Origin of the sequence: Azospirillum palustre, from assembly GCF_002573965.1 — a bacterium.
Taxonomy (GTDB): domain Bacteria; phylum Pseudomonadota; class Alphaproteobacteria; order Azospirillales; family Azospirillaceae; genus Azospirillum; species Azospirillum palustre.
Window position 1 is genome coordinate 37,685 of sequence record NZ_PDKW01000038.1, and the last position, 12,306, is coordinate 49,990.

The 12,306-nt window shown below is 68.5% G+C and carries 10 protein-coding genes; 8 read left to right on the forward strand and 2 right to left on the reverse strand.

Annotated features, from left to right (window positions below; all coding sequences use genetic code 11):
• The first annotated feature begins 46 nt into the window (after positions 1 to 46).
• The 7 genes from CRT60_RS04065 (at position 47) to CRT60_RS04095 (ending at position 9,141) form a co-directional block, all read left to right on the forward strand.
• The gene (locus CRT60_RS04065; protein ID WP_244592306.1) at positions 47 to 649 is read left to right on the forward strand and encodes an ABC-type transport auxiliary lipoprotein family protein; all 603 of its coding nucleotides are present in this window, start codon (positions 47 to 49) and stop codon (positions 647 to 649) included.
• 114 nt (positions 650 to 763) lie between these two features.
• Positions 764 to 1,528, forward strand: coding sequence for a DUF6969 family protein (locus CRT60_RS04070; RefSeq protein WP_098735180.1), 765 nt, complete (start codon positions 764 to 766; stop codon positions 1,526 to 1,528).
• 162 nt (positions 1,529 to 1,690) lie between these two features.
• Positions 1,691 to 2,827, forward strand: a complete 1,137-nt coding sequence (spbR, locus tag CRT60_RS04075) for a SpbR family protein (protein WP_098735181.1) — start codon at positions 1,691 to 1,693, stop codon at positions 2,825 to 2,827.
• Positions 2,824 to 4,161, forward strand: coding sequence for a PAS domain-containing sensor histidine kinase (locus CRT60_RS04080; RefSeq protein WP_098735182.1), 1,338 nt, complete (start codon positions 2,824 to 2,826; stop codon positions 4,159 to 4,161). The genes spbR and CRT60_RS04080 overlap by 4 nt, the downstream gene beginning before the upstream one ends.
• 28 nt (positions 4,162 to 4,189) lie before the next feature.
• Positions 4,190 to 5,386: a GNAT family N-acetyltransferase gene (locus CRT60_RS04085; RefSeq protein ID WP_098735183.1), complete on the forward strand. Its 1,197-nt coding sequence runs from the start codon at positions 4,190 to 4,192 to the stop codon at positions 5,384 to 5,386.
• A 66-nt stretch (positions 5,387 to 5,452) separates the two neighbouring features.
• Positions 5,453 to 7,162, forward strand: a complete 1,710-nt coding sequence (gene ade / locus CRT60_RS04090; protein WP_098735184.1) for an adenine deaminase — start codon at positions 5,453 to 5,455, stop codon at positions 7,160 to 7,162.
• A gap of 323 nt (positions 7,163 to 7,485) precedes the next feature.
• Positions 7,486 to 9,141: a CocE/NonD family hydrolase gene (locus tag CRT60_RS04095; protein ID WP_098735185.1), complete on the forward strand. Its 1,656-nt coding sequence runs from the start codon at positions 7,486 to 7,488 to the stop codon at positions 9,139 to 9,141.
• On the opposite strand, the gene CRT60_RS04100 is transcribed toward CRT60_RS04095, so the two are convergent.
• Complete coding sequence (locus tag CRT60_RS04100; protein ID WP_098735186.1) at positions 9,138 to 9,890, reverse strand: Fic family protein; 753 nt, start codon at positions 9,888 to 9,890, stop codon at positions 9,138 to 9,140. The two genes, CRT60_RS04095 and CRT60_RS04100, sit on opposite strands and share 4 nt — an antisense overlap.
• 206 nt (positions 9,891 to 10,096) lie before the next feature.
• Between CRT60_RS04100 and CRT60_RS04105 the strand changes: the two genes are divergently transcribed.
• A complete protein-coding gene (locus CRT60_RS04105) occupies positions 10,097 to 10,501 on the forward strand; it encodes a bacteriohemerythrin (RefSeq protein ID WP_098735187.1) in 405 nt (134 codons plus the stop codon).
• Positions 10,502 to 10,543: 42 nt separating this feature from the next.
• On the opposite strand, the gene CRT60_RS04110 is transcribed toward CRT60_RS04105, so the two are convergent.
• Positions 10,544 to 12,259: a tetratricopeptide repeat protein gene (locus CRT60_RS04110; RefSeq protein ID WP_098735188.1), complete on the reverse strand. Its 1,716-nt coding sequence runs from the start codon at positions 12,257 to 12,259 to the stop codon at positions 10,544 to 10,546.
• Positions 12,260 to 12,306: the final 47 nt, after the last annotated feature.

Genomic DNA, 12,306 nt, shown 5'->3' on the forward strand with positions numbered 1-12,306 from the left:
GGTGACGATGGTGCGGAGCGGGTTTGCAGGGGCTGTCGTGCGCGGGATGTGCGGGGCGGCCCTGCTGCTGGGGCTGGCCGCCTGTTCGACGCTGAACCCGACGGCGCCGCATCTCTACACCCTGACCCCGCGCGCCAGCGTCGCCGCCGGCCCGAAGGCCGACTGGCAGCTGCTGGTGGAGACGCCGGCGGCGGCGGCGGGGATCGACACGCCGCGCATTGCGCTGGCCCGCACGCCGACCTCGCTCGACTATTTCGCCGACGTGTCCTGGGCCGACAGGGCGCCGAACATGGTGCAGGGGCTGATCGTCCAGACCTTCGAGGACAGCGGCCGCATCGTCTCGGTCGGGCGCGACACGGTGGGGCTGCGCTCCGACTATGTGCTGAAGTCGGAACTGCGCGATTTCCAGGCGGAATACGCCACGCCGGGTGCCGCCATGCCGGACCGGGTGCATGTTCGGCTGTCGGCCAAGCTGGTCGCCATGCCGCGCCGGACCATCGAGGCCGGCGAGACCTTCGAGGCGTCGGCCCCGGTGCGCGGCCGCTCCTTCACCGACGTGATCGCCGCCTTCGACCAGGCGCTGGGACAGGTCACCGCCGAACTGGTCGGCTGGTCGCTGTCGCAGCGCGTCCGCCCTTCCGGCAGCTGATGGCGGGGAAGCGCAGGCGGGGTTGCAACCGCAGGTGCGATTTCCGAAAAGGCCTTGCCACGCCCGCATAGCCGCGTACGTAATAGGGATGTTCGCGCAGCGCAGGATCGGGCGATGACGGATTTGTCGGACGTGTCCCGGGAAGAGTTGGAGGCGATGGCCGAGGCGGGACGCGAAGTGCGCCTGTGCCAGCGCGTCCTTGCCAAGACCGGCGACACGGTGGTGGGCGAGCTTCTGCGCGGCCACGGCACGCTGTACGAGTGGAAGCATTATCCGCCGGGCGACGTCTACGACGCCGAGTTCCATGCCCAGTATTATTACCACTGTCATCCCGAAGGCGAGCGGCCGCACGGCGAGCACGGCCATTTCCACACCTTCCTGCGCCCGCACGGCATGCCGCCGGGCCTGCGGCCGGCGCCGCTGGCCGATTTCGTGGCGCCTGACAACGACAACGACGCGCTGTCCCACCTGATCGGCATCGCCATGGACGTCGCCGGCCAGCCGGTGCGGCTGTTCACGACCAACCGCTGGGTGACGGGCGAGACCTGGTACAAGGCGGATGACGTGATCGCCATGCTGGACGCCTTCGAGATCGATCACGCCCGGCCGTCCTGGCCGGCCAACCGCTGGATCACGGCGATGATGCGGCTGTTCCGCCCGACCGTCGTCGCCCTGCTGCGCGAACGCGACATCGCCATCCGGGACTGGGCCGACAGCCATCCCGATGCCTATGTCTACGAGGACCGCGGTCTGGAAGTCGCCTCGCAGCGCCACATCTCGGTGGAGCGGCAGATCGCCGAGGTGGCGCTGCACCTGCGCGGGACGCGCCGCCGCGGCTCCATCCTGCCGGAACCGCCCAGTTTCGTCGAAATCCCGTGATCGGCGTCCCGGCCGTTGGACTTATGACCGCAGGGCGTTAAGGAAGGTTCAACCGTTTCGGAAGATCCTGAACGTGTGGACAAGTCTCCGCCCACACCCGCGCGGGTTTTGCGTTCCGCGTCCAATATGGAGACGGACCAGGGCAGGAAGGGTCCGGGACCCATGAGTGACGATTTCAAGTCGGGTCATCTGACCCAGCAGGACGTGGCGCGGCTTCTGGCCGACCCGTCGCCGAACAGCCGGACCGATCTGGCCGCCAAGCTGTCCCAGCAGTTCGACAGTCCCGAGCTGTCGCAGGCGGAGCGCAAGCTGGCGGAGGACATCATCCGCGTCATGGTCAAGGACACGGTCCTGCGCGTCCGCCAGACCCTGGCGGAGAACCTGAAATCCAGCCCCTCCCTGCCGCGGGACGTCGCCCTGACCCTGGCCCGCGACGTGGAGGCGGTGGCGATTCCGGTGCTGAGCGTCTCCACCGTGCTGACTCCGGCCGATCTGGTCGAGATCGTGCGCTCCGGTGCCGACGCCAAGAGCACCGCCATCGCCCAGCGCCCGACCGTGCCGGCCGCCGTCGCCGACGCGCTGATCGAAAGCGGGTCCGAACGCGCGGTCGCAGCATTGGTCGCCAACGAGGGGGCGGAACTGGGCGAGCAGAGCCTGGGCCGCGTCATCGACCGTTTCGGCGCCAGCGAGGCGGTGCAGGACCCGCTGGTCCACCGCTCCAGGTTGCCGATCACCATCGCCGAACGGTTGGTGGCGGTGGTGTCGGAACGGCTGCGCCAGCATCTGGTTTCGCATCACGAACTGCCGTCGAAGGTCGCGTCGGAACTGATCCTGCAGAGCCGCGAGCGGGCGACCGTCGCCCTGTTCACCGGCGAGAGCGACGAAGGGGCGCTGGACCGTCTGGTGACGCAGCTTGCCCGTACCGGCCGCCTGACGCCGTCGCTGCTGGTGCGTTCGCTGTGCACCGGCGACATCGCCTTCTTCGAGACGGCGATGTCGCGCATGGCGAATGTGCCGATGACCAATGCCCGGCTGCTGATCCACGATGCCGGCCGGCTTGGGCTGAAGTCGCTGTACGACAAGGCCAAGCTGCCGCCGGCTCTGCTGCCGGCCTGCCGCATCGCCATCGACGTGCTGAAGGAGACCCCCTATGACGGCGAGCCGGGCGACCGCGAACGCCACCGCCGCCGCGTCATCGAGCGCATCCTGACCCAGTACGAGGATCTGGCGCCGGAGGATCTGGAATTCCTGCTGGCGAAGCTGGGCGACATGATGCAGCCGGAAAACGCGGCGGCGTGACCGACCCGACCTTTTTCTCCGGCCCGGACCAGCCGGCAGGCGGTGGTCCGGCCGACACCGTCCGCCGGCTGGAACGCCGCATCGCCGAGTTGGAATGCGCCCTCCGCCAGAGCGAGGCGCGGGCCGGCGAAGCCCGATTCCGATCCTTGTTGCGGACGGCGGCCAGCATCATCCTGGTTCTGGGCGAGGACGGCCGCATCGTGGAGGCCAACCGCGATGCAGAGCGCGCCTTCGGGCTGGAAGCCGGCAGCGCCATCGGCCGCCTCTGGGCCGAGGCGATGAGGGAGCAGCCGACCGGCCCCTTCGCCGCCCAGCTTTCCGTCGCCGCGATGGGCACGGAGGTCCGCAACTTCGAGCAGGTGCTGCGCGAGCAGGACTGCATGAGCGAGCGGGTGCTGCTGTGGAACCTGAACCGCCTGCCGAAGGCCGACGGTGGTTCTGCCGGTATCCTGTGCGTCGGCCAGGACATCACCCGGCGCAAGCGGGCCGAACTGGCCCTGCGGCAGGCCCGTGACGAGCTGGAGATGCGGGTGGTCGAGCGCACCCGCGCGCTGATGCAGGAGGTTCAGGAACGCCGCCGCGCCGAGCAGGCGCTGATCCAGGCCAAGGAGCAGGCCGAACTGGCCAACCGCGCCAAGAGCGAGTTCCTGGCCAACATGAGCCATGAGCTGCGCACGCCGCTGAATGCCATCATCGGCTTTTCCTCGATGATGGAGAGCGAGATCGTCGGGCCGCTCGGCCATCCCAAATATCTCGACTATGCCAAGGTGATCGGCAAGTCGAGCCAGCATCTGCTGGCGGTCATCAGCGACATCCTGGACGTCGCCAAGATCGAGGCCGGCAAGCTGGAAATGCACCCCCAGCCGATGGATGTCCGCGACGCGGTGGAAAGCTCGCTCCTTCTGATCGCCGAGCGGGCGGAGGAGGGCGGACTGACCCTGTCCCAGGACATCGCCCCCGACACCCCCCACCTGCTGGGCGACCCGGTGCGGGTGAAGCAGATCCTGCTGAACCTGCTGAGCAATGCGGTGAAGTTTACCCCCGTCGGCGGCAGCGTCGCCCTGCGGGTCCGTCCGGAGGGCGACCGCATCCTGATCGAGGTCGCGGACAGCGGGATCGGCATGAGCGCGGAGGGCATCGCCATCGCGCTGCAACCCTTCGGTCAGGTCGACAGCCAGCTGTCCCGGCGGTCCGGCGGCACCGGACTGGGCCTGCCGCTGGTGCGGTCCTTCGTCGATCTGCTGAACGGCACGCTGGACATCCGCAGCCGCGAAGGGGAAGGCACGACGGTCAGCGTACGCCTGCCGGTGGCGTTGCCGTATGACGGGGAATAGCCAGGGCTCGGAACAATCAGGGAATGACATGTCTGTGATACAGGAACCGGCGGCGCAGGACGGCGACCGGAACGATGTGCCGTTGTCGGTCGCGATGGTGTTCGGGATTTCCGGGGTCGATCCGCTGGAATGGGATGCCTGCGCCGCCGGCAAAGGGCCGTTCGTCAGCCATGCCTATCTCAGGGCGGTGGAGGAAAGCGGTCTGGCGGGCCCGGACATCGGCTGGCGCCCCGCCCACATGATCGTACGGGAGGCGTCTGGCCGGCTGGTCGGCGCGGCTCCCCTCTATCTGCGCGACCGCTCGACGGACGAATTCTGGCCGGATCAGGCCTGGGTCGATGGCTATCAGGCTTCGGGCGGCCGCTATTTCCCGAAGATGGTCATGGAGATTCCCTACACGCCGGTGACCGGGCCGCGCATCCTGCTGCGGAATGGGGCGCCGTCCGGCACTGCCGATGCGCTGATCGGCACCCTGCGGTCGCTGGCCCACAAGCACGGACTGTCGTCCATTCATGTCGGTTTTCCCGACGAAGAGGACCGGGCCCGTTTCGAGGCGGCGGGATGGCTGACCCGCCATGCCGTCGATTACGAGTGGCGGAACGAGGGATATCGCGACTTCGCCGATTTCACCGCCGCCCTGTCGAGCCACCGGCGCAGAGTGATGCTGTGGGAGCGCCGCAAAATCGCTGCGAGCGGGGTGCGGTTCCGCGAGGTGCCGGGCAGCCGGGTCGCAGAGGCCGATGTCGCGATTTTCCTGGACTTGCTGAGCGACCTTCATCTCCGCCGGGGAAGGCGTCAGGCACTGACCATGGATTTCGTTCTGCGGCTTTGTGCCGTTCTGGGCGATGCCGTGACGCTGACCTTTGCCGAATCAGGCGGCGTTGCGATCGGTGCGCTGATGACGGTGGAAGGAGATGACTGCCTCTATGTCCGAACCTGGGGGGCGAGAGAGGAGGCGCGCTTCGTTCATTTCGAAACCTGCTATTACCGCAGCATCGAACGGGCGATTGCCCATGGCCTGAGCCGGGTGAATGGCGGGCGCGGCGGGCCGCACAAGCTTGAACGCGGTTTCCTGCCGGTGCTGGCCCATGCCTGCCACTGGTTCCTTCACACCAACATGCGCGGCGCGGTCGCGGAAGGGTTGGATCTGTACAACGCAAAGGCTCTCGCCAAATTCGCGCAGGAGCAGGCCCGCTCCCCTTACCGGCAACGGGATGGCCGATAGGTGCTTGCACGGCATGGTGAGGCGGGCCACCTTGCCTCTTTGAATGGAAGACTGGCGGAGTAGGACATGACTGTAAGCCGCGACGATCTGAAGACGCGCATCGGGCAGGCGCTGGGCGAGGCGAAGGCCGATCTGGTCATCAAGAACACGCGCTTTCTCAATGTCGTGACTGGTGAGATCGCGGAAGGCGACATCGCCGTCTGCGGCGAGGTCATCGTCGGCACCTACGAGTCCTATGATGGGGTGGAGGAGATCGACGGGCGCGGGCTGACCGTGGTTCCCGGCTTCATCGACACCCATGTCCATTGCGAGTCCACCTGCGTCACCCCGCAGGAGTTCGACCGCTGCGTCCTGCCGCGCGGCACCACCACCGCCATCTGCGACCCGCACGAGATCTGCAATGTGCTGGGCGAGCAGGGGCTGCGCTATTTCCTCGACAGTGCCGGCGGGACGGCGCTCGACCTGTTCGTGCAGTTGTCCTCCTGCGTGCCGGCGACGGAGCTGGAAACGTCGGGTGCCCGGCTGGAGGCGCCGGACCTGATCCGCCACATGGACCATCCCCGCGTGCTGGGGCTGGCAGAGTTCATGAACTTCCCCGGCGTCTTCCACAAGGTGGACGGGGTGCTCGACAAGCTGGCCGCCTTCGACGGGCGCCACATCGACGGCCACGCCCCGCTGGTGTCGGGGAAGGAGCTGAACGCCTATCTCTCCTGCGGCATCCGCAACTGCCACGAGACGACCAGCGCGGATGAGGCGATGGAGAAGCTGCGCAAGGGCATGCAGGTGCTGATCCGCGACGGTTCGGTGTCGAAGGACGTCCATGCCCTGGCCGAAGTGATCACGCCGGAAACCTCCCCTTTCCTCGGCTTCTGCACCGATGACCGCAACCCGCTGGACATCGCGGAGGAGGGGCACATGGATCACCTGATCCGCAGCGCCATCCGCCTCGGTGCGCCGGTCGCCCATGTCTACCGTGCCGCCACCTGGTCGGCGGCGCGCGGCTTCCGCCTCTATGACCGCGGGCTGGTGGCGCCGGGGCATCGCGCCGACCTCGTCCTGCTCGACGATCTGGAGGATTGTGCGGTCAACCGGGTCATCCGCAACGGCAAAGTCGTCGGGCCGCACAGTTTCGACGGCCGGCCGGCGGTAACGCCGGTGGGGCTCGCTTCGGTGAAGCTGGAGCCGGTGGCGGACGAGGATTTCGTCGTGCCGGCCGGCGGGTCGGTCCAATCGGTGATCGGGCTGGAGCCGGGCAGGATCCTGACCGAACACCGCCGGATCGAGGTGCCGGCGGTGGGCGGCCGGATGGTTGCCGATCCGTCGCGCGACCTGCTGAAGATCTGCGTCTTCGCCCGCCATGGCAGCAACCGCAACATCGGCCGCGGCTTCGTCCAGGGCTTCGGCATCGCGGAGGGGGCGCTGGCCTCGTCGGTCGGCCATGACAGCCACAACATCTGCGTGGTCGGTGCCAGCGACGCCGACATGCGCGTCGCGGTCAACCGGCTGATCGAGCTTCAGGGCGGCTTCGTTGCCGTGCGCAACGGACTGGTGGTCGGCGAATTGGCCCTGCCGCTGGCCGGGCTGATGAGCCTGGAGCCGTTCGAGATGGTGGAGGTGAGGCTGCGGTCCCTGCGCGCCGCCGTCCGCGCCATGGGCTGCCCGCTGGCCGAGCCCTTCCTGCAACTGGCCTTCCTGCCGCTGCCGGTCATCCCGCACCTCAAAATCACCGACCGCGGCATGGTCGATGTCGACCGCTTCGAGCTGATTGCCGCCTGAGCAGGCGATTTGCCCAAGGAAACAGCAGAAGCCTGAGGATCGAGCGGAGGTGGTCGGTCGGGAAGCCGGGAGCCTGCCCACCTGACGGATCCCTCTCCTCTTGTGGGAGAGGGTTAGGGTGAGGGGTTGCAAACCCTGGATTTCCGTTGGCCTTCCAACCGCCGCACCCCTCACCTCAACTCCTCTCCCACAAGGGCAGAGGGGCTTTGAGAGACGCAAGACCTGGCTCAAAGATTTATACAATTTGGTGCAGGCGCTCTGGCACGAGCTTTGCCACGACAACACATGTTTCGTTGTCTGTCATCGAGCGAGCCCGACCCGCCATGACCCATCTGGCCCCGATGATCCACCCGTTGCACAGCCTGCTGCCGGTCCGGCCGCCGGAAACCGTGTCGATGCGGACGCGGGATGGTGTAAAGCTGGACGCCGACCTTTACCGCCCCGACGCCGCCGGGACTTGGCCGGTCCTGTTGCTGCGCGTTCCCTGCGGCCGTCGTGTCGCCCTGACCAGCCATTACGCCCACCCGCGCTGGTATGCTGCGCGCGGCTATGTCGTGGTGGTGCAGGATATGCGCGGCTGCGGCACCTCCGACGGCCGGTTCCGACCCTTCGAGGCGGAGCGGGAGGACGGGGCCGACGCCGTGGCCTGGGCGGCGTCCCTGCCGGGATCGTCGGGGGCTGTGGCGATGTATGGCTGCGGTTATGCCGGCATGGCGCAGTGGCTGGCGCTGGCCGAGGCCCCAGCGGCCCTGCGGGCGGTGGCGCCGGCCTTCGCCGGCTGGGACGTGTTCTCCGACTGGGCTTACGAAGGTGGGGCCTTCCGGCTTGCAGATGCCATGGTCTGGGCCCTGCGTACCGCCGCCGACGCGGCAAAGCGGGTCGAGGATGGCACCGGCCACCGCGTGCTGTCGGACGCGGCGCGCAGCCTGCCGATCGATGACGAAATCCCGTCACGGCCGCAGGCCCTGCGCGACTACGCCCGCTACACCCATTACGATGACTGGCTGACCAACCCGGCGCCCGGCCCGGCCTGGGCCGCGCTGTCGCCCAAGGCCATGCAGGACAGCATGCCGGCCGATGTGGCGGTCCTGCAGATCGGCGGCTGGTACGATCCGCGGCTGGCCGGGATGCTGGATGCCCACGACCGCCTCAAGACACGCGGGCGGGCGCCGGTGCGGCTGGTGGTCGGCCCCTGGAGCGCTGACGGACCGGCAGCGGCGCCGGGGCAGGTGCCGACGCTCGACACGCTGCAGCTTGCCTGGTTCGAACGGGTGCTGAAGGGGGAGGTGGCCGACCGCGGCGGTCCGGTCCGCCTGCATGACGTGGAAGCGGGGCGCTGGCACGACCTGCCCGACCTTCCGGCGGCCGAGGCTGTCCTGCATCTATCCAGCGACGGCCTCGCCAACCGGCAGGGCGGGCGGCTGGAGTTGGAGATGCCCGAAATGGAGGCACTCGACGTGGTGGTCCACGATCCGCGCACGCCGGTGCCGACGGTCGGCGGCCATGCGGTGCCGGACGCTTGCGGCCGCCCCGATCGCGCCGCCGTGGACCGCCGCCCGGATGTCGCCACCTACACCAGCCTGCCGCTGGACGAACCGTTGACGTTGGCCGGGCGGGTGGCGCTGGAGGTGTGGGTGGAGGCCGACGCTCCGTCCTTCGACGTCAGCGCCGTGCTGTCGGTGGTGCGGCCCGACGGGCAGGTACTGCCGCTGACCCAGGGCCATACCCGGGTGGAACCGGGCAACCCGACCCGGCCGTTGACCGTCGCCATGCGGGCGACCTGCGCCACCCTGGCGCCGGGATCGGCCTTGCGCCTCAGCCTTGCCGGCTCCTGCTTCCCGGCCTATCCGGTCAATCCCGGCACCGGGGCGGAACCCGGCGAGACCCGCCGGGTCGATGCGTTGCCGATCACGGTGCTGATCCACAGCGGTCCCGACCGGCCTTCGCGCCTGCGCCTGCCGGCCGGCCTGTCCGCCTAAGGCGTCTCGTTCCCTTCCGTGCCCTGGCCGGCGGCCTCCAGGCAGAAGTCGAGGCTCTGCGACAGGAAACGCAGCATCAGGTCGCGGAAGGGCGTCTTGTCGCCGACAGACCAAGCCCGCTCGACAAGGTCGAGATAGAGGCTGCGGTCGTCGGCGCCGATCACCACCGGCGGATAGCCGGAACGGTTCAGGATCAGGTTGCACAGGAGCAGCGCCGTCGCCCGGTTGCCGGCATCGAAGGGACGGATGGCGCTCAGCCGGTGATGCGCCTCGAAGGCGGTGTCGGGGCCGGCGTCGGACTTGCGCATCCAGGTCGACAGCGCCGACATCGACACGCGCAGCTTGGCCGGATCCGGTGCGGTTTCCGCCGGATCGTCCTTCGGCGCAGCATTGCGGTATTTGCCGGCGTCGTCGTCGATCCCGCGATAGAGCACATTGTGGAAGGCGGTGACGGTGCGCTCGGTGACCGCCCCCGACGGATCGAAGGACAGCCGCGCCATCAACTCCAGGGCGGCGCGGTGATTCAGGACGAATCGCTGCTCCTCGACCGCACGGTGGCGCAGGACGTTGCCGCGCTCCAGTATGGCCTTCACGTCGGCGCGCTTGAGCGGATAATCCTCCAGCGCCGCGGCGGCGGCGGTCAAATCCAGCTCGAACCGGTCGGCGATGCCGTGGACGACCTCCTGCGGCAGGGGGCGTGCGGCGTCCAACGCCCGTTTCTTCTCCGCGATCTCGTCGAGCAGGGCCATCGGTCACTCTGTCGCTTTGGCAGGGGAGGGGGTGGCGCACCGCGCATCCTGCCGCCCCCCTGCGGGGATTTGCCGCTTGGACTGGCACGGTTGCCGGTTTTAGGATCCCTGTCAAGATGTCCACAACCCTGCCATGGCCGGCCGCAACCGCTTGATTCCGCGGGATGCACCTGCAATTGCGGGATGCGAGGGGGGAGATCGCTGCGATGAGCTATGTCGTCTGGGACGAATCCATGAGCGTCGGCGTGCCCGTGCTCGACGACGAGCATCGGCGGCTCCTCGACCTGTTCAACGGCCTGCTGGAAAGCGGCATCACCCCTGCCAACCGCGAGGAGCTGTCCAGCCTGCTCGCCAGCCTCCGCGACTATGTCGCCGTCCATTTCGCGCGGGAGGAGGCGATGATGGTGCGCTGCGGCTATCCCGACCTGGACGGCCATCTCGCCGCGCACCGCTATTTCGCCGACGAGGTGGAGAAACTGGCCCGCGACTTCGAGGGCGACAACCCCACCATGCTGCGCGTGGACCTGATCCTGCTGCTCAAGGACTGGTTCGTGGAGCACATCCAGCAGACCGACAGCCAGTACAAGCCCTATGTGGGACAGCTTGCATAAGGCGGGACAATTCCCTCTCCCCCGAAGGAGAGAGGGGCTTCTTCACTGCTTCGCCGCGGCTTTCTGGTCGGGCAGGCCCTTGTCGAGCTTGGCCTGGATGGCTCCCTTGTCGGTCTCCTCGTCGGCGCTGCGCAGCGCGCGCATCCACTGGAAGCGGGCTTCGTTCCGGCGGCCGGCCCGCCAATAGGCATCGCCGAGATGGTCGTTGATGGTCGGATCGCCCGGCTTCAACTCGACCGCGCGTTCCAGCTTGGCGACCGCCGCCTCGTAATCGCCCAGCGTGTAGAGCGCCCAGCCCAGGCTGTCGACGATGTAGCCGTCGCGCGGGCGCAGTTCCACCGCGCGCTCCACCATCGCCCTGGCCTTGGGCAGATTCTCACCGCGGTCGATCCAGCTGTAGCCGAGGAAGTTGAGCAGCGACGGCTCGTCCGGGCGCAGCTTCAGCGCGGTCTGCAGGTCGGCCTCGGCCTGCTGCCACTGCTTGGTTTTCTCGAAGCACATCGCGCGGGCGTAGAGCAGCGGCCAATGCCGCTCCTGCGGCGTGCCGATCCGCTCCAGCGCCGTGGTGTAGGCGGGGATCGCCTCGGCGTAGCGCTTGGAGTAGCGGTAGATGTCGCCGAGCCGGGTGATCGCGTCGGTGCGTTCCGGCCGTTCGGCGGAGAGATCCTTGAGGATCGCGATGGCCTCGTCGTTGCGATCCATGCGGGCGAGGCTGTCGGCCTCGCGCATGCGGGCGGTCCAGCCCAGCAGCGGATCCGTCTCCAGCCGCTTGTAGGCGGCCAGCGCCTCCTCGTGATGATCGCGCGAGGCGGTGATATCGCCGATCAGCAGATGGGCCAGCGCCAGATCGTCACGCAGATGCAGGGCGATGCGGCCGAACAGCAAGGCCGGCTCGTCGGCATTCTCGTGGTGCAGCGCGCTGCCCAGGTCGAACAGCGCCTCCGCCAGACCGGACCGGGCATCGGGGACCGGGCGGGCTTCCGACGGCGCATTTGCCATGGCGGCCAGCGCCGGCTCCACCAGCAGCCCGTCGGGGTTGTTGCCCTGGAAGGTCTGATAGAGCTTGCGCGCCTCGTCCTTGCGGCCGGTGCGCGTCATGAAGTTGCCGACGATCTGCACCACCCGCAGCGGCGCATCGGTGTCCGTCACCTTGGCGTAGCGGGCCGCCGCTTCGTCGTTGCGGCCGGCAAGATCGAGGATCAGCGCGGCATGTAGGTTGTAAAGCGCCTCGAAACCCTTGACGTCGGACAGCGGCTGCAGGGCGGCCAGCGCCTCGTCCGTCTTGCCGCGGGCAGTCACCAGCCACGCGCGGGTCAGCGGCGTCAGGAAGCGGCCGATCCCGTCGGACGGCAGCCGGGCGGCATAGCCGTCGGCTTCGTCCAGCTTGCCCTTGGCCAGCGCATCGGCGGCCAGCAGGGTCAGCGCCATCTGCGGCTCGCCCTGGCCGTTGAGCAGCCGGTTGGCATGGTCGATCGCCGCTTCGATCCGCCCCTCGCCCAGCCGCAGCAGGAAGGTGCGGCCCAGCAGGGCGGGGTCGTCCGGGTCGGCGGCCAGCGCCTGCGCGGTGAAGCGCGCCGCCGCGGTCCAATCGTCCTGGTGCTGGGCATAGCGGCCGGCCAGATAGCTGCCGGTGGCCGATCCACCGCCATCCGCGCCCCGGTCTACACCGGGACCGGCGGCGAGGGCGGGCGTCAGGGTGGTCCCGGACATCAGGATGGCCAGGGAGACCGGCAGCAACCGGCGTCGGAACCTCGTCATGCTCTCGTCACCTCGTTTTCCGAGTCGGTATCCCATCATCTTCGGCA

Bases quoted from the DNA above. Each gene is read 5' to 3' on its own strand.
- CRT60_RS04065 (WP_244592306.1), top strand. From the start codon at position 47: ATGTGCGGGGCGGCCCTGCTGCTGGGGCTGGCCGCCTGTTCGACGCTG.
- CRT60_RS04070 (WP_098735180.1), top strand. From the start codon at position 764: ATGACGGATTTGTCGGACGTGTCCCGGGAAGAGTTGGAGGCGATGGCC.
- spbR (WP_098735181.1), top strand. From the start codon at position 1,691: ATGAGTGACGATTTCAAGTCGGGTCATCTGACCCAGCAGGACGTGGCG.
- CRT60_RS04085 (WP_098735183.1), top strand. From the start codon at position 4,190: ATGTCTGTGATACAGGAACCGGCGGCGCAGGACGGCGACCGGAACGAT.
- ade (WP_098735184.1), top strand. From the start codon at position 5,453: ATGACTGTAAGCCGCGACGATCTGAAGACGCGCATCGGGCAGGCGCTG.
- CRT60_RS04095 (WP_098735185.1), top strand. From the start codon at position 7,486: ATGACCCATCTGGCCCCGATGATCCACCCGTTGCACAGCCTGCTGCCG.
- CRT60_RS04100 (WP_098735186.1), bottom strand. From the start codon at position 9,890: ATGGCCCTGCTCGACGAGATCGCGGAGAAGAAACGGGCGTTGGACGCC.
- CRT60_RS04105 (WP_098735187.1), top strand. From the start codon at position 10,097: ATGAGCTATGTCGTCTGGGACGAATCCATGAGCGTCGGCGTGCCCGTG.
- CRT60_RS04110 (WP_098735188.1), bottom strand. From the start codon at position 12,259: ATGACGAGGTTCCGACGCCGGTTGCTGCCGGTCTCCCTGGCCATCCTG.